The following is a 16,445-nucleotide window of genomic DNA, read 5'->3' as shown; positions in this document are numbered from 1 at the left end:
TCTTGAGGAGAGTCCGATGCCTGCTGTCACCGTCGCCGACCTGACCGTCCTGCCGCGCGTCCCCGCGCCCGCTCCGACGGCCGTCCAGCGCCCGGTCCGTGCCGTGTCCACCGCCCCGTCCGGTATGGAGGGTGAGGGCTTCCCGGTCAAGCGCGCCTTCGCGGGCGTCGACCTGCGCGACCTCGACCCGTTCATCCACATGGACGAGATGGGGGCCGTCGAGTACGCGCCCGGTGAGCCCAAGGGCACGCCGTGGCACCCGCACCGCGGCTTCGAGACCGTCACCTACATCATCGACGGCATCTTCGACCACCAGGACTCCTTCGGCGGCGGCGGCACCATCACCAACGGCGACACCCAGTGGATGACCGCCGGCTCGGGCATCCTGCACATCGAGGCACCGCCGGAGCAGCTCGTCGTCAGCGGGGGCCTCTTCCACGGCTTCCAGCTCTGGGTCAACCTGCCCAAGGTCGACAAGCTCAAGGCCCCGCACTACCAGGACCTGCGTTCCTCCGAGGTCGGCCTGTTGACCTCCAGCGACGGCGGCTCGCTCGTGCGTGTCATCGCCGGCGAGGTCGGTGGCGTGACCGGCCCCGGCTCGACCCACACCCCGATGGCGATGGTCCACGCGACCGTGGCGCCCGGCGGCGAGCTGGTCCTTCCCTGGCGCAAGGACTTCAACGCGCTCGTCTACGTCATGAGCGGTGACGGGTTCGTCGGTCCCGACCAGACGCCCATCGGCCCCGGCCAGCTCGCGGTGCTCGGCAAGGGCGACGCGCTGCGCGTGTCCTCGGCCCGCACCCAGCAGGAGCGGTATGCCGCAGGCCTCGACCTGCTCGTCCTCGGTGGCCAGCCGATCCGCGAGCCCGTCGCGTGGGCTGGTCCGTTCGTCATGAACAACCGCGCCGAGCTCGTGCAGGCGTTCGAGGACTACCAAGCCGGGCGCCTCGGCCAGCCCGTCCCGCACGGTGACGTCTCCGGCACCGCCTGACCCACGCGCCATACCCCCTCTGCTCTGGCGGTCTTCGAGCGATCCGGCGCGTCATGACGCGTCGGATCGCTCAAAGACTCTCGATCAGGGGGCTGCGGCGACGTCCCTGGGCTCTGGCGCGGTGGCATACCTCGTGCTGAGCTCCCGGTAGTAGCGGCTGCCCAGCGCGGCCACGGTCAGCACCAGGCCGAGCACCGCGCTGAGGACGAACACCAGCGCGATCCCCCGCGAGGGGCCGGTGCCGAACCAGCCGCCGATCCAGTCCGCCCCGCGCCCATCGGTCATGAACGGGATGAACGCGAACTGCGCCAACGGGCTGATGAGGAACGCCGTCAGGGGCGAGGCGGCCTGCTCCACGCTCTGGGCGAACCCGAACACTCGCCCCTGCCGCTCGTACGGGACGACCTTCTGCAGGACCGTCTGCTCGGCGGCCTCGACGTAGGGCATCAGCGCCATGTAGACGACCATTCCCGCGGTCAGCCAGATGATCGAGTCGCGCAGCGGGAAGACGACCGTGGTGGTCCACAGCGCCAGGTTGATGAGCAGGATCAGGCGGACCGGGTTGGACGAGAGCCCGGTTCGGGTGATGAGCAGGCCGCCGAGGATCATCACGCTGCTGAGTGCTCCCCAGATCAGGCCCCACGCCTGCACCGAGACCATCGACAGGCCGTAGGCGTCCATGAGGGCGATGAAGACGCCGCCGAGGAAGTTGTTGATGGCCGAGAAGACGATCAGGGCGAACATCCCGGGGATGCCGCGGACGACGGCGACCGTGCCGCGCAGGTCGACCTTGTGGTCGGAGGTGTCGGCGGCGCGCTCGACCGCCTCGGGGACGCGGACGAACGGCAGGTGGACCACGGCCGCGCCGAGCACGACGAGAGCCAGCACGAGCACGCCGAACATGCCGTTGGCGCCGACGAGCAGGCCGCTGATGACCGAGGTGACCAGGAAGGCGATGCCGGAGGTCGTCCCGACGAGCCCGTTGGCGCGGTCGCGCTTGGCCTCGGGCACCAGGGCGGTGACGACGGTCGGCAGGGCGATGGTCCGCAGGTTTCCCGCGATGACGCCCGCCATGAGCAGCACGACGAACACCCACAGCCGCCCGCTCGTCGGGTCGGTGAACTCCTCCCGCGGCGTCACCTGGTAGATCGCGAAGCACAGGGCGTAGAAGCCGAGCGAGACGAAGGCCGACGCCTGCATCACCAGCTTCTTCGGGTGGTGGTCGACGAGGCTGCCGAACCAGATCCCGGTCGCCACGATCGACACGAGGAAGATGCCGGCGATCATGCCGGTCGCGAACACCGACTTCGTCTCGAGGTAGACGAAGAACGTGATGGCGAACCACACCGTGAAGTTGATGACCGACACGAGCAGGACGTTGACGAGCAGCTGGAGGAAGGTCGGCAGGAACGGGTCGCTCCAGCGCAGCCGGTCGGTGGCCATGGGGTCATCCTCGTCGTCACGGGTCGTGCGGTCAGTGGTGCAGACCGGACGGCAGAGGATTTCTCATCGGGGTGGCCGGACACTGAAAGATACGATACGGTGCGTATCGTAACGAAAGGAGAGGAGTGGCATGACCACCAACACCACCCGCACTCGCGCCCGTCGCGGCCACCCCGACACCTACCCCCACGACTACCTGCACAGCGACCGCCCCTACGAGGAGTCGCAGCGCGACATCGGGGGGAGCCTGTTCCTCGGCGCCATCACCCTCATCGCCCTGATGACCCTCATCGTCACCGGTCTGCTCTTCTGAGCCTGACGCCTCACAGCTTCACCCAATCGGCCCGGCTTTGCCCCTAGGTTGGCGTCCACGCGGACCCCAACGACGGGAGCAGCAGTGCTGATCGGTGTGCCAGCAGAGTCCAAGCCGGGGGAGACCCGGGTCGCCGCGACGCCCAGGACCGTGGGGCAGCTGATCGGCCTCGGGTACGACGTCGTGATCGAACGCGGCGCCGGTGGAAGGGCCTCCTTCTCCGACGAGGCGTATGCCGCCGCGGGCGCCACCGTCGTGGACGGCGCCGACGCGTGGGCGGGCGACCTCGTCCTCAAGGTGAACGCCCCCGACGACGCCGAGATCGGACTGCTGCGCCCCGGCTCCCTGCTCGCCTCCCTGGTCTCCCCGGCCCTCAACCCCGCCCTCGTCGAGAAGCTCACCGCCGCCGGGGTCACCGCGCTGGCGATGGACGCGGTGCCGCGCATCTCGCGCGCCCAGTCCCTGGACGTCCTCTCGTCGATGGCCAACATCGGCGGCTACCGAGCCGTCATCGAGGCCGCCCACGAGTTCGGCAGCCTGTTCACCGGCCAGGTCACCGCCGCCGGAAAGGTCCCCCCGGCCAAGGTCCTCGTGGTCGGTGCCGGGGTCGCCGGGCTGGCTGCCATCGGCACCGCGAGCAGCCTCGGCGCCATCGTGCGAGCCTTCGACGCCCGCTCCGAGGTGGGTGAGCAGGTCGAGTCGATGGGCGCGGAGTTCCTGCGCATCGACGTCGAGGACGAGGGGCCGTCCGCCTCCGGCTACGCCAAGGAGATGGGCGAGGACTTCAACGCCAAGGCCGCAGCGCTCTACGCCGAGCAGGCCAAGGACGTCGACATCGTCATCACCACCGCGCTCATCCCCGGACGTCCGGCGCCGCGGCTGCTCACCGAGGAGATGGTCGCCACGATGAAGCCGGGCTCGGTGGTCGTCGACATGGCGGCGGCCAATGGCGGCAACGTCGCCGGCTCTGTCGCCGACCAGCTCGTCACCACGGCCAACGGCGTCCGCATCATCGGCTACACCGACCTGCCCGGTCGGCTGCCCACCCAGGCCAGCCAGCTGTTCGGCACCAACCTCGTCAACCTCCTCAAGCTGCTCACCCCCGGCAAGGACGGCCGCGTGGTCCTCGACCTCGACGACGTGGTCCAGCGGGGGATGACGGTCTGCCGCGACGGCGAGACCCTGTGGCCCCCGCCGCCGGTGCAGGTGAGTGCGGCGCCCACTTCGACCACCCCCGCGGGGCCGCGACCCGAGCCCGCGGCCCCGAAACCGCCACCGGACCCGAGGCGCCGTTACGTCGGGATGGCCCTGGCCGCAGTGCTTTTCGGCCTCGTCGCAGCGAACTCGCCCGCCGACTTCCTCGGCCACTTCACCGTCTTCGCGCTCGCGGTCATCGTCGGCTTCTACGTCATCTCCAACGTCGCCCACGCCCTGCACACGCCACTCATGGCCGAGACCAACGCGATCAGCGGCATCATCCTCGTCGGCGGCCTCCTGCAGGTGGACAGCGACGACTACGTCGTCAAGGTGCTTGCCCTGCTGGCCATCACCGTCGCCAGCATCAACATCTTCGGCGGGTTCGCCGTCACCGGTCGCATGCTCCAGATGTTCCGGAAGGACTGAGCCGCGATGACCCAGAACCTCGTCCAGGCGGCATACATCGTCGCGGCAGTCTTGTTCGTCCTCTCCCTCGCCGGGCTCTCGAAGCACGAGTCCGCCAAGCAGGGCAACGCCTTCGGAGTCACCGGTATGGCGCTCGCGCTCGCCGCGACCGTGTGGGGCGTCCTCGACCGGTCGGCGCACCCGCTCACCACGTTCCTGCTGATCGCCGTCGCCATGGCGGTCGGTGGGGCCATCGGCCTGTGGCGGGCCCGTGTCGTCGAGATGACGCAGATGCCCGAGCTCGTGGCGATGCTGCACTCGTTCGTCGGCCTGGCGGCGGTGCTCGTCGGCATCAACTCGTTCCTCACCGAGGGCGACAGCGCCGACACCGTGCACGGCGTCGAGGTGTTCCTCGGGGTCTTCATCGGTGCGGTGACGTTCACCGGCTCGATCGTGGCGTTCCTCAAGCTGTCGGCCCGGATCAAGTCCTCGCCGCTGATGCTGCCCGCCCGGCACTGGCTCAACCTCGCCGCGCTGGTCGTGTCAGCGCTGCTGCTCGTGTGGTTCGTGCAGTCGCACTCGATCATCCCGCTGCTGCTCATGACCGTCATCGCGCTCGCGTTCGGCTGGCACCTCGTCGCCTCCATCGGCGGCGGCGACATGCCGGTCGTCGTCTCGATGCTGAACAGCTACTCCGGCTGGGCCGCCGCGGCCGCCGGCTTCATGCTCGGCAACGACCTGCTCATCGTCACCGGCGCCCTCGTCGGGTCCTCCGGCGCGATCCTGTCCTACATCATGTGCAAGGCCATGAACCGGTCGTTCGTCTCGGTGATCGCCGGTGGCTTCGGCCAGGAGGTGTCTCTCGGGGAGGACAAGGACTACGGCGAGCACCGCGAGACCATCGCGGCCGACGTCGCCGAGCTGCTGCGCGACGCGTCGAGCGTCGTCATCACGCCCGGCTACGGCATGGCGGTCGCCCAGGCGCAGTACCCCGTCGCCGAGCTGACGTCACAGCTGCGCAAGAAGGGTGTGAACGTCCGCTTCGGCATCCACCCCGTGGCCGGCCGCCTGCCCGGCCACATGAACGTGCTGCTCGCCGAGGCCAAGGTGCCCTACGACATCGTCCTCGAGATGGACGAGATCAACGGCGACCTCTCCGACACCGATGTCGTCCTCGTCATCGGGGCCAACGACACCGTCAACCCGTCCGCCGCCGAGGACCCCGGCAGCCCGATCGCCGGCATGCCCGTGCTCGAGGTCTGGAAGGCGCGCAACGTCGTCGTGTTCAAGCGCTCGATGGCCACGGGCTATGCCGGGGTGCAGAACCCGTTGTTCTTCAAGGAGAACAGCCAGATGCTCTTCGGCGACGCGAAGGAACGCGTCGAGGACATCATCAAGGCGCTCTAGCCAAGGTGTTCGGCGCCGCTACGTTACTGAACGCGGAGTGCGTTCAGTAACGTAGTGGTGCAGCACCCCTCGTTCGCCCCCTCGGTCGGGGCATCGGTCAACCCGTCGGCCCCGGCGTCACGGGGAGCGGGTGGCCGGCATCGGCGACGACGTCGAGCTCGTTGCCCTCCGGGTCGGCCATCGTCTGCCACCAGATACCCAGCACGTCGAGGAGCTCGGTGACGGGCGGGCCGAGGCGTCGTCCGCCCAGTGACTCGAGCGTGGCGACGAGCGCAGGCACCCCGAGGTCGAGCGGCGGGTGGACGTCGAGGTGCATGCGGTTCTTGCCCACCTTGGGCTCGCTGACCTGTTGGAGCAGGAACATCGGGTCCTGGGGCTCCGTGCCGGCAGCCAGCACTTCGAACCCAGGAACGGAGGCGACGTGCTCGTAGCCGAGCGCGGCGACCCAGAACGGCACGAGAGCAGGGGCATCGGTGCAGTCGAGGACGACGGCGAGCTTCATGGAAGGAGTGTGCCAGCCGTAGCCAGCACCTCCCCGGGTCCGCGAAGGTGGGGGGTGCCACCGACGACCGTCCGAGGAGGACCCATGCCCACCAGCACCGCTCCGGCCACCCTGGCCATGACGACCATCGACTGCACCGACCCGGCTGCGGAGGCGAGGTTCTGGGCCGCGGCCCTGGGTGGCGAGGTCGCCCACGCCCAGGACGAGTACGCCATGGTCACGTTGGGGGAGCAGCGGATCGGCTTCGGCAAGGTCGAGGGCTGGACCCCTCCGCCCTGGCCGAACGAGTCGGGGACCAAGCAGTTCCACTTCGACCTGGCCGTCGAGGACCTGTCCCGGGCCGAGGCAGACCTCACCGAGCTGGGGGCCACCAAACCAGCGGACCAGCCGTCGACCGACTGGATCGTGCTCCTCGACCCGGCCGGCCACCCGTTCTGCCTCACCCTCGCGGCGAACTGGGGCTGACACGCAGGAGGGGTATGCCGCGTGGTGACCACGCGGCATACCCCTCGTCCGAGGCGGTGGGGCCTCAGGTGCGGGACGACTCCTGTGCCGGCTCCTGGCTGCCGCGACGGGCCAGGCGGCTGTTGCGGATGCCGTAGGTGAAGTAGATGACGAAGCCGAGCGCCATCCAGATGAGGAAGCGCAGCCAGGTCTCCACCGACAGGTTGAGCATGAGGTAGACGCTGATCAGCGCGGCGAGGACTGGGAGCACCGGCGAGAACGGCACGGTGAACGCGCGCTTCAGGTCGGGGCGACGCTTGCGCAGCACCGGGACCGCCAGCGACACGAGCGCGAACGCCGACAGGGTGCCGATGTTGACCATCTCCTCGAGCTTGCCGATCGGGGTGAGCGACGCGATGAGCGCGACCAGGGTGCCGATGATGAGCGTCAGGCGCACGGGGGTGCCGGTCTTCGGGTTGACCCTGCCCAGCTGGCGCGGGAGCAGCCAGTCGCGCGACATGGCGAACGTGACGCGGGTGGCGCCGATGATCAGGGTCATCACGACCGTCATCAGGCCGGCCACGGCACCGGCCGCGATCAGGGTGGCGTAGCCGGGCTTGCCGACCGACTCGAAGGCCGACGCCAGCGCCGCCTCGGGGTCGATCTTGTCGTACTTGACCATGCCGGTGATGACGAGCGTGGTGGCGACGTACAGCACCGTGCAGATGATGAGCGATGCGATGATGCCGATCGGGAGGTCGCGCTGGGGGTTCCTGGCCTCCTCCGCGGTCGTGGCCACGACGTCGAAGCCGATGTAGGCGAAGAAGACGATCGAGGCACCCGAGACGATGCCGAGGATGCCGAACGTCGTCGGCTCAAGCCCGAACAGCACCTGGATGAGCGGCGCGGCCAGGCCCTCGGTGGCCTCGCCTGCTGCTGCCGGCGGGATGAACGGGCGGTAGTTGTCGGTGTTGATGAACGACAGGCCCGCGATGATGACGAACAGCACGATGAACAGCTTCACGCCGACGAGCACGAGGTTGACGCGCAGCGACTCCTTGATGCCGATGGCGATCAGGGCGGTGAGGGCGGCGACGAGGACGAACGCCGGGAGGTCGAAGGCCGACCCGGGCGCCACGGACTCGGGGATCGTGAAGCCGATCTTCTCGAGGAAGAGCGTCGCGTACTGCGACCAGCCCTGGGCCACCACGCTGGCGCCGAGCATCAGCTCCAGCAGCAGGTCCCAGCCGATGATCCAGGCGACGAGCTCACCGAGCGAGGCGTAGGAGAACGTGTACGCGGACCCGGACACCGGCACGGTGGACGCGAACTCGGCGTAGCAGAGCGCTGCCAGGCCGCAGCAGATCGCGGCGAGCACGAAGGACAGGGCGATCGACGGTCCGGCGTACTGCGCCGCGGCGCGGCCGGTGAGCGTGAAGATGCCCGCACCGATGATGACGCCGATGCCGAAGACGGTCAGGTCGAGGGCGGACAGCTTCTTCTTGAGCTGGAACTCCGGGTCGTCTGTCTCTTTGATCGATTGCTCGATCGACTTGGTCCTCATCACGGACATGTGGATCACCTTCCGGCCGACTGCGCGGCCGCCTGGGCGGCCCGGACGACAGATCACGCTAGCGGTGACGGCAGGATGACGCCCACCCGTGCAGAGCCGGGTCCTGCTGGTGCGACTCAGTCGTCGTCGTGGCGCGGGTCGGGCCGGGGCGCCGGTCGGGGTTGCCGACGGGGCTGGATCGGGATGGGACCCGTGTCGGCGCTGCGGTCACGGGCTCGCAGGTCGGGGCTGCGGTAGAGCGAGTTGGGGTCGGTGGTGCCGTGACGCGGATCGTCCCACCCCGTATAGGGATCCGGCAGCGGGCGAGATGGTGGGACGCCGCCGTCCCAGCGTTCGTCGATGACCTCGCTGTCGTGGTCGGTGACCCCGAAGATCTCCGCGCAGATGGCGCGGTAGTGGTGGTCGGGCTGGGGCACCCAGTTGACCTCGCGCAGGGCCTGGTCCTGCCCGGCGGACTCCATGACGAACCGCCCGTAGCCGAGGAGCCGTCCCGGGATCGAGCGCTCGTACGACATGTCGGTGACCTTGGCGAGCGGCATCATCGAGACCTTGCGGGTGATGAACCCGTAGAACAGCAGGAGCCTCTTGTCGGTGGCGACGAACCAGTCGTGGCGCCACTCCGCGACGAGGTAGGCCATCCGCAGCACGAGCGCGAACCACGCCCACCACACGACGGTGCTGACGACGCCGAGCGAGGGCGTGATCTTGATGTCGACCCACAGGGCCACTGCCAGGCCGGCGATCGCGCTGCCCACGGGCTCTGCGACCTTGCCCCAGTGCTGGTGGACCGCAGTGACGAGCCGCTCGCCGTCCAGCAGGTAGCGGTCGAGCTCGGCGTGGCGGCGCTCGCTGGCGGCCCGGGCGGCCATCAGCGGGTTACTCGCGACCGAGCAGGGCGTCGAAGAAGTTGCCGATGTTGCGGACACCGTCGACGAGGATCGACCACGAGGTCTTGACGATCTCGGCGGCCTGGTCGGGCGAGGTGATGATCGCGTAGATGGCAAACGCGACGAGGACCCACAGGAGGATCTTCTTCACGCGGTTCATCGTCGTCTCCTTGGTGTGGCGGGCGAGGACACGCCGGACGGGCACACCTCAGCGACCATCGTGTCCGATGAGCCTGCCGGAGCCGGACAGGCGCGCCGAGGACCGTCCGCCGACTACGGGGCGGTGGACTGGAGTGGTGGCTCGGGGCGGGGTGGGTCGGTGAGTCAGACCACGCCGTAGAGGCGGTCGCCCGCGTCGCCGAGGCCGGGCACGATGTAGCCCTTCTCGTTGAGGCGCTCGTCGAGGGCGCCGGTGACGAGGTTGATCGGGATGTCGAGGTCGGCGAGCGCCTCCTCGACGGCCTTGATGCCCTCGGGGGCGGCCAGCAGGGTGACGGCGGTGATGTCGTCCGCGCCGCGGTCGGCGAGGTAGCGGATGGCGTCGGCCAGCGTGCCGCCCGTTGCGAGCATCGGGTCGACGACGTAGCACTGGCGGCCGCTGAGATCGTCGGGCAGGCGGTTCGCGTAGGTGATCGCCTCGAGCGTCTCCTCGTTGCGCTGCATACCGAGGAACCCCACCTCCGCGCTGGGGAGGAGGCGGACCATGCCCTCGAGCATGCCCAGGCCGGCGCGCAGGATCGGCACGATCAGCGGCTTGGGGTTGGACAGCTTGATGCCCGTGGTCGGCGCGACCGGCGTCTCGATGTCGAAGGGTTCCACGCGCACGTCGCGGGTCGCCTCGTACGCCAGCAGCGTCACCAGCTCCTCGGTCAGCCGCCGGAAGGTGGGGCTGTCCGTGCGCTTGTCGCGCAGGTAGGTCAGCTTGTGGGTGATGAGCGGGTGGTCGGCAACGTGGACGCGCATAGGCGAAACTTAGCGCGTGACCCCCACCCGCGGACCAGCCGCTGACGAGCGGTACGCCGCGTGGATGGGTCAGGCGCTCGCGCTGGCGGTCGGGGCCGGCGAGGACGGGGACGTCCCGGTCGGCGCGGTGGTCGTGTCGGCGGGCGGCGAGGTCGTCGGGGTCGGCCGCAACCTGCGCGAGGTGGAGCACGATCCCACCGCCCACGCCGAGGTCGTCGCCCTGCGGGACGCCGCTCGCCGTCTCGGGTCCTGGCGTCTGGATGGCTGCACCCTGGTCGTGACGCTGGAGCCGTGCCCGATGTGTGCAGGCGCCCTCATGCTGGCCCGGGTCTCGCGGCTGGTGCTCGGCGCGTGGGACCCCAAGCTCGGGGCGACCGGCTCGGTCTGGGACATCGTCCGCGACCGACGGGCAACGCACCGGGTCGAGGTGGTCGGCGGCATCCGGGAATCAGAGTGCTCACAGGTCCTGTTGTCATTCTTCGAGGGACGACGGGGGCAGCAGGCCCCCCTTGGACGGACGCAGCAGGGAGCAGGACCATGAGCGGTCTGGTCAACAGCCTGGTGAACACGGTGCTCGGCGCACCCCCGTGGCTGGTCTACCTCCTCGTCGCGGTGGTGGTGTTCGCCGAGGACGCGTTGTTCGTGGGGTTCGTGCTGCCGGGCGAGACCCTGGCCATCATCGGCGGCGTCACCGCCAGCCTCGGCCACACCTCGCTGTGGGTGGTGCTCGCCATCGTCGTGGTCGCCGCGATCGTCGGCGACTCCGTGGGCTACGAGATCGGCAAGCTGTTCGGGCCGCGGGTGATGGGGTCGAAGATCTTCGACCGGCGCCGAGCGAAGCTCGAGAAGGCGCAGGAGTTCCTCCAGCGTCGGGGTGGCTCGGCCGTCTTCCTCGGCCGGTGGACCGCGTTCTTCCGGGCCGTGATGCCGGCGCTGGCCGGGCTCAGCGGGATGAAGTACCGCGTGTTCCTGCCGTGGAACGCCGTCGGCGGGATCGCGTGGGGCGCGACCGCAGTGACGGCGGGCTACCTCGCCGGCGAGTCGTACCACCAGGTCGAGGCGTGGCTCGGCAAGGGCGCCGCGATCATCGTCGGCGTCATCGTGCTGGTCGCCGTGGTCGTCTGGGCGGTCCGCCGCCACCGCTCCGAGGGCCGTCCCGAGACCGCCTGACCTTTCCCCGGCCGGCAGCGGGATCGTTCACTCGCCGGCCACCCTGCCGGGGGTCCGGTGTTCACCGGCATCGGCAAGAACTCTCCTGTCCCCTCTGACAGGAGCTCCCCAGTGCCATCCACCTCTCGCCGACCGCTCGTCTTTGCCGCCTGCCTAGCCCTGCTGGCCGGCAGCCTCGTCGCCGCTTCTCCCGCGACCGCCCGGGCCGAGGCGCCCGGTCAGGCCAAGCCCGGCCACGAGACCTTCGCCGTGATCGGCGACGTCCCCTACGGCGCCGACCAGGTCGCGAGGTTCCCCGGCTGGATCGACCAGATCAACGCCGACCCGCAGGTCGGTTTCGTCTTCCACGTAGGCGACATCAAGAACGGCTCCACCCGCTGCGACGACGCCTACTACCGGATGATTCGCACGCAGTTCGAACGGTTCGCCGACCCCCTGGTCTACACGCCCGGTGACAACGAGTGGACCGACTGCCACCGGGCGAACAACGGTGGCTACGACCCGCTCGAGCGCCTCGCCTTCGACCGGTCGGTGTTCTTCGACCGCCCCGGGACCACGCTGGGAGCCCCCGCGCGGGTCTCCGTCCCGGATGCGGCATACCCGGAGAACGTGCAGCTGCGACGCGCGGGGGTCTCTTTCGCGACGCTGCACGTCGTGGGCAGCAACAACGACCTCGCGCCGTGGACCGGTCTCGGGCAGACGGCTGCCACTCCGGCGCAGGTGGCCGAGGAGCGGGGGCGGATGGCGGCCTCGATCGCGCTGCTGCGCCAGACGTTCGCGCAGGCCACGCAGCGCCACGACCGGGCGGTGGTCGTGCTGCAGCAGGCCGACATGTTCGACCCGACCTACACGCCGGCGCCGACCGACATATCGGCCTTCCGTCCGCTCGTGCAGGCGCTCGCCGAGGAGACCAACCGGTTCCGTGGCGACGTCTACCTCGTCAACGGCGACTCGCACATCTACAACTCCGACCGTCCGCTCGCACCGGGCTCGGTCTGGTTGGAGCGGTACGGGGTCACGTCGCCGGCCCCTGCCCTGGAGCGGATCACGGTCGACGGGTCGGACAACAACAAGGACTGGCTGAAGGTCACGGTGAACCGTCCCGGTGCCGCGTCGACGCTCGGCTGGACTCGCGTGCCGTACTCCGGCTGAGGCGATTTCGCCGGTCGCCATCTGCTCTAGTAACGTGCTCCGCGGTGGCGTGTCCGAGCGGCCTAAGGAGCACGCCTCGAAAGCGTGTGTGGGTGAAAGCCCACCGTGGGTTCAAATCCCACCGCCACCGCCAACAGGGACCCCCGGGAGCATGCGACCGGGGGTCTTCCTGTCGGCGGGTGGCGAGGGGATGCAGGGCGCCGGAGCGCACGGACGACGAAGGAGCCGGACACGAGGGCGGTTCCCACCGTCACAACCCCCCCACGACCCGCCGCCCGTCCCCCACGATCGACCAGCGGACGACCAACCACCATGGCTCGGAGGTATGGCGCGTGCTCAGCAGCGGCGCGAGTGCGCCGAGGTGATCGTCGGCTGGTCGCCGACTGGCCGGGTGCAACCGCCAGACCGAGTCCTGCTGTGGGTGCAGGTCCAGATCGGCTGGGCCCTTCGTGCGCCGTAAGGCTCAGGCTGCGGGTGCGGGCCTGACGGCGGCGAGCGTGCGCCGGTTGAGGCACCAGACCACCAGCGCCAGCGCCAGGACGCCGCCGCCGCCGGCCATCACGGAGCGCCAGCCACCGTGGTGCCACAGCACCCCGGCCATGGCCGAGCCGATCGCGCCACCGATGAAGTTGGCGGTCACGAAGGCGGTGTTCATCCGGCTGCGTGCCTCGGGGTCGATGGACAGCAGTCGGGTCTGGTTGAGGATCATCGCGGCCTGCGTGGTCACGTCGAACAGCACGACGGCCACGAGGAGGACCACGATCGACTGCTGGCCGAGCGCCGCGAGGGCCAGCGAGGCGAGTGCGAGGGCGAGCGCGGCGCCGGTCACGGGGACGGACAGGCCCCGGTCGTGCAGCCGCCCCGCGCCCCGGGCCGCGAGGGCGCCGGCCAGACCCGCGAACCCGACCAGCCCGATCGTGGTCAGCGAGTAGGAGAACGGAGGCGCGGTGAGCAGGAAGGTCATCGCGGTCCACAGCAAGGTGAACACGGCGAAGCCGGACGAGCCCAGCACCAGGGTGACGGGGACGGCCCGGTCGGAACGGATGGCGGTGAAGACCGAGGCGAGCAGCCGACCGTACGGCAGGTGGTCGCGCGACGGCAGGGTCGGCAGCACCCGCAGGAGCACCGCGGCGAATGCCCAGGCCAGGACACCGGCGAGCACGTAGATGGCTCGCCAGCCGAACAGGTCCGCGACGACGCCACTGATCGTCCGGGAGAGCAGGATCCCGACCAGCACGCCGGACACGATCGTGCCGACGACCCGGCCACGTTCCTGCGGGTCGGCGAGATCCCCCGCCAGGGGGATGAGGAGCTGGGCACCCACGGAGGTGAGACCGACCGCGGTCAGCGCGAGAAGGGCCGTCGTCCAGGTCGGTGCCGCGGCTGCCGCGAACAGTGCGACACCGGAGGCGACGAGCACACCCGGGACCAGCCGGCGACGGTTGAGCACGTCGCCGAGAGGCACCACGAGGAAGATCCCGACGGCATACCCGATCTGCGTCACGGTGACGAGCAGGCCGGCCACCGCCTGCGAGACCCGCAGGGCCGCAGCCATCTCCTCGAGCAGGGGCTGGGCCCAGTAGAGGTTGCCCACGGCGGCACCGCCGGCGACGGCGAACAGCAGCGTCCGCGCCCGGCTCATCCCGGGAGCAGGGGCGGCGGGGACGTTGCTCTGTTCGGCCACCCGCCCACGCTACGGGTCGGGCAGCGCCGGCCGACCGTCGCCCTGGGGTCAGAAGACGGGCTTGCCGCCCGTGACGCCGAGGACGGTCCCGGACACGTAGCTCGCCTCGTCGGAGGCGAGGAAGACGTACGCGCTGGCGACCTCGACGGGGTGGCCCGCGCGGCCGAGCGGGGTGTCGGCGCCGAACCCCTCCACCTTGTCGGGGGACATCGTGGCCGGGATGAGCGGCGTCCAGATCGGGCCGGGAGCCACGGCGTTCACCCGGATCCCGCGCGGGCCGAGCTCCTGCGCGAGGTTGACGACCATGTTGGTCAGGGCCGCCTTGGTCGAGGCGTAGTCGAGGAGGTGCTCGCTGGGGGCGTAGGCCTGCACCGACGTGGTCATGATGATGCAGCCACCGTCGGACAGCTCCTCGGCCAGGGAGTGGGCCAGCCAGAAGGGCGAGAAGACGTTGGTCTCGAACGTCTGCTGCACCTGCTCGCGCGGGAACGCCTCGAGGTCGTCATGGGTCATCTGGAAGGCGGCGTTGCAGACGAGCACGTCGAGCCCGCCCAGCGCTCTGGTCGCCTCCCGAGCCAGCTCGGCGTTGGCGGCCTCGGTGCGCAGGTCCCTGGCGAACGCGAAGCCGCGTCGGCCGGCCGCCTCGACGAGCCGGATCGTCTCCTGTGCGTCACCCTCCTCCTGGGGCAGGTGTGCGATGGCGACGTCAGCACCCTCTTGGGCGCAGACCACGGCGACGGCGCGGCCGATCCCGGAGTCGCCGCCGGTGACCAGCACCCGCTTGCCCGTCAGCCGGCCCCGCGCGGTCCACGAGTGCTCGCCGTGGTCGGCCGGCGGGTCGAGGTCGCGAGTCGTGCCCGGCCATTCCTGGGACTGGGCGGGGATGGCGGACAGGTCTGCGCGGTCTGTGGTGGGCATGCAGTGGGGGTACCCGGCCGGGGCCCGTCCCAATCAGCCGGCACCTGTGCCCCCGGTCTGGCGACCGGAGCATCCCGGCAGCCGGAGTCCCGGGTGACGATCGTCGGTGGTGTCAGGAAGCGGTGTTCACGAGGTACTGCTCGACCTGGTCGGCCGACAGGACGTGCTGGATCACCATGGTGGCCGCGCCGATGACACCGGCGTGGTCGCCGGTGCGTGCCGCGACGATCTGGAGGTTCCCCGTCGCCAGGGGCAGGGACCGCCCGTAGACGATCTCCCGCACACCGGCGAGCAGGCTCTCGGCGGACTGCGCGAGGATCCCCCCGACGACGATGACCGACGGGTTGAGCATGCTCACGCAGGTCGCGAGGACCTCGCCGATCTCCCGTCCGGCCTGACGGATGGCCGACGAGGCAGCCATGTCGCCGGCCTTGGCCAAGGCGATGAGACCGCGGCTGTCGGTGGCCTCGATCCCTTGCGCGCGAAGGGCTTTCACGATCGCCGGGCCGCTGGCGACAGCCTCGAGGCAGCCGAGGTTGCCGCAGGTGCAGAGGACGTCGCCACCGTGCGGTGCTGCGACGTGGCCGAGGTCGCCGGCGGAGCCCTGGGCGCCGCGGTGCAGGCGTCCACCGCTGACGATGCCCGCGCCGATGCCGGTCGCCACCTTGACGAAGACGAGGTGCTCGACGTCGGGGTAGATCGAGGCGTGCTCGCCGAGGGCCATGATGTTGACGTCGTTGTCGACGAGCACCGGACCGCCGAGCCCGGCGGACACGTGGGCGGGGACGTCGTAGCCGTCCCAGCCCGGCATGATCGGCGGCGACGCGGGGCGGCCGGTCGAGTGCTCGACGGGTCCGGGCAGGCCGATGCCGACGCCCACGAGCTCGCTGCGCCGACGTCCCGCCGAGCGCATCAGGGCGCGGCCGGTGCGGACCAGCCAGTCCAGCACCACGACCGGTCCCTGGGTGATGTCGATGGCCTCGGCCTTCTCCGCGATGACCCGACCGCTGAGGTCGGTGAGGGCGACGAGGGCATGGGTGGCGCCGAGGTCCGCACCGATGACGACGCGGGCCTCGGGGTTGAACGCGAACCTGGCCGCCGGGCGGCCACCGGTGCTCGCAGCCTCGCCGGAGGGGGTCAGCAGGCCCACGCCCAGCAGGGCGTCGACACGGGCGCCCACCGTCGACCGGGCAAGCCCGGTGAGGGCGATGAGCTCGGCGCGGGTGCGCGGGGTGCCGTCGCGCATGAGCTGGAGGAGGTCGCCGGCGCCGGACGGCCCGGTCACCGTCACGAGGGGGCCTGCGCTGTTCACGGATGTAGTGAAGCACAGCGGACTTCCACAAGCACACCAACCAGAACTTCTACGATTGCCCCATACTTTTGCTTGACGCGCATG

Annotated in this window: 17 protein-coding genes and 1 tRNA gene; 9 read left to right on the top strand and 9 right to left on the bottom strand. The window is 70.2% G+C overall.

What is annotated here, in order from left to right; translation table 11 throughout:
• Nucleotides 1–16: 16 nt before the first annotated feature.
• The gene (locus ABD286_RS09440; protein ID WP_344192504.1) at nt 17–991 is read left to right on the top strand and encodes a pirin family protein; all 975 of its coding nucleotides are present in this window, start codon (nt 17–19) and stop codon (nt 989–991) included.
• 84 nt (nt 992–1,075) lie between these two features.
• Here ABD286_RS09440 and ABD286_RS09435 read toward each other — a convergent pair whose 3' ends face one another.
• A complete protein-coding gene (locus ABD286_RS09435; protein WP_344192502.1) occupies nt 1,076–2,434 on the bottom strand; it encodes an MFS transporter in 1,359 nt (452 codons plus the stop codon).
• A 130-nt stretch (nt 2,435–2,564) separates the two neighbouring features.
• On the opposite strand from ABD286_RS09435, the gene ABD286_RS09430 reads away from it, so the two are divergent.
• From ABD286_RS09430 to pntB, 3 genes are all read left to right on the top strand, one after another.
• Complete coding sequence (locus ABD286_RS09430; protein ID WP_344192500.1) at nt 2,565–2,747, top strand: hypothetical protein; 183 nt, start codon at nt 2,565–2,567, stop codon at nt 2,745–2,747.
• Nucleotides 2,748–2,831: 84 nt separating this feature from the next.
• Entirely contained in the window at nt 2,832–4,370 is a 1,539-nt protein-coding gene (locus ABD286_RS09425; protein ID WP_344192498.1) for a Re/Si-specific NAD(P)(+) transhydrogenase subunit alpha, read from the top strand.
• 6 nt (nt 4,371–4,376) lie between these two features.
• Entirely contained in the window at nt 4,377–5,756 is a 1,380-nt protein-coding gene (pntB, locus tag ABD286_RS09420) for a Re/Si-specific NAD(P)(+) transhydrogenase subunit beta (RefSeq protein WP_344192496.1), read from the top strand.
• A 97-nt stretch (nt 5,757–5,853) separates the two neighbouring features.
• On the opposite strand, the gene ABD286_RS09415 is transcribed toward pntB, so the two are convergent.
• A complete protein-coding gene (locus ABD286_RS09415; protein WP_344192494.1) occupies nt 5,854–6,258 on the bottom strand; it encodes a VOC family protein in 405 nt (134 codons plus the stop codon).
• An 84-nt stretch (nt 6,259–6,342) separates the two neighbouring features.
• Here ABD286_RS09415 and ABD286_RS09410 point away from each other — a divergent pair, with 84 nt between their 5' ends.
• A complete protein-coding gene (locus ABD286_RS09410; RefSeq protein ID WP_344192492.1) occupies nt 6,343–6,723 on the top strand; it encodes a VOC family protein in 381 nt (126 codons plus the stop codon).
• 64 nt (nt 6,724–6,787) lie between these two features.
• Here ABD286_RS09410 and ABD286_RS09405 read toward each other — a convergent pair whose 3' ends face one another.
• From ABD286_RS09405 to upp, 4 genes are all read right to left on the bottom strand, one after another.
• Entirely contained in the window at nt 6,788–8,275 is a 1,488-nt protein-coding gene (locus ABD286_RS09405) for an amino acid permease (protein ID WP_344192490.1), read from the bottom strand.
• A 116-nt stretch (nt 8,276–8,391) separates the two neighbouring features.
• A complete protein-coding gene (locus ABD286_RS09400; RefSeq protein WP_344192488.1) occupies nt 8,392–9,144 on the bottom strand; it encodes a PH domain-containing protein in 753 nt (250 codons plus the stop codon).
• Between the two features lie 7 nt (nt 9,145–9,151).
• Complete coding sequence (locus tag ABD286_RS09395; RefSeq protein ID WP_344192486.1) at nt 9,152–9,367, bottom strand: hypothetical protein; 216 nt, start codon at nt 9,365–9,367, stop codon at nt 9,152–9,154.
• Between the two features lie 119 nt (nt 9,368–9,486).
• Entirely contained in the window at nt 9,487–10,125 is a 639-nt protein-coding gene (gene upp, locus ABD286_RS09390; protein WP_344192484.1) for a uracil phosphoribosyltransferase, read from the bottom strand.
• Between the two features lie 64 nt (nt 10,126–10,189).
• Here upp and tadA point away from each other — a divergent pair, with 64 nt between their 5' ends.
• The 4 genes from tadA (at nt 10,190) to ABD286_RS09370 (ending at nt 12,580) form a co-directional block, all read left to right on the top strand.
• Complete coding sequence (tadA, locus tag ABD286_RS09385) at nt 10,190–10,666, top strand: tRNA adenosine(34) deaminase TadA (RefSeq protein ID WP_344193339.1); 477 nt, start codon at nt 10,190–10,192, stop codon at nt 10,664–10,666.
• The gene (locus tag ABD286_RS09380) at nt 10,663–11,295 is read left to right on the top strand and encodes a DedA family protein (RefSeq protein WP_344192482.1); all 633 of its coding nucleotides are present in this window, start codon (nt 10,663–10,665) and stop codon (nt 11,293–11,295) included. The genes tadA and ABD286_RS09380 overlap by 4 nt, the downstream gene beginning before the upstream one ends.
• A gap of 111 nt (nt 11,296–11,406) precedes the next feature.
• A complete protein-coding gene (locus ABD286_RS09375; protein WP_344192480.1) occupies nt 11,407–12,447 on the top strand; it encodes a metallophosphoesterase in 1,041 nt (346 codons plus the stop codon).
• Nucleotides 12,448–12,490: 43 nt separating this feature from the next.
• Nucleotides 12,491–12,580: transfer RNA gene (locus ABD286_RS09370), tRNA-Ser, on the top strand.
• A gap of 330 nt (nt 12,581–12,910) precedes the next feature.
• On the opposite strand, the gene ABD286_RS09365 is transcribed toward ABD286_RS09370, so the two are convergent.
• The 3 genes from ABD286_RS09365 to ABD286_RS09355 all read right to left on the bottom strand — a co-directional run bounded on the left by ABD286_RS09365 (nt 12,911) and on the right by ABD286_RS09355 (nt 16,295).
• The gene (locus tag ABD286_RS09365; protein ID WP_344192478.1) at nt 12,911–14,131 is read right to left on the bottom strand and encodes an MFS transporter; all 1,221 of its coding nucleotides are present in this window, start codon (nt 14,129–14,131) and stop codon (nt 12,911–12,913) included.
• Nucleotides 14,132–14,179: 48 nt separating this feature from the next.
• Nucleotides 14,180–15,049 (bottom strand): SDR family oxidoreductase, encoded by an 870-nt coding sequence (locus ABD286_RS09360; RefSeq protein ID WP_344192476.1) that lies wholly within the window; start codon nt 15,047–15,049, stop codon nt 14,180–14,182.
• Nucleotides 15,050–15,161: 112 nt separating this feature from the next.
• Nucleotides 15,162–16,295 carry an ROK family protein gene (locus ABD286_RS09355; RefSeq protein WP_344193337.1) on the bottom strand — a complete coding sequence of 378 codons (1,134 nt, stop codon included), beginning with the start codon at nt 16,293–16,295 and terminating at the stop codon, nt 15,162–15,164.
• Nucleotides 16,296–16,445 lie beyond the last annotated feature (150 nt).

This window comes from Pedococcus aerophilus, assembly GCF_039532215.1.
Classification (GTDB): Bacteria; Actinomycetota; Actinomycetes; order Actinomycetales; family Dermatophilaceae; genus Pedococcus; species Pedococcus aerophilus.
Note: the sequence above shows the minus strand (reverse complement) of the source record. Positions and strands in the feature narration are given on the sequence as shown.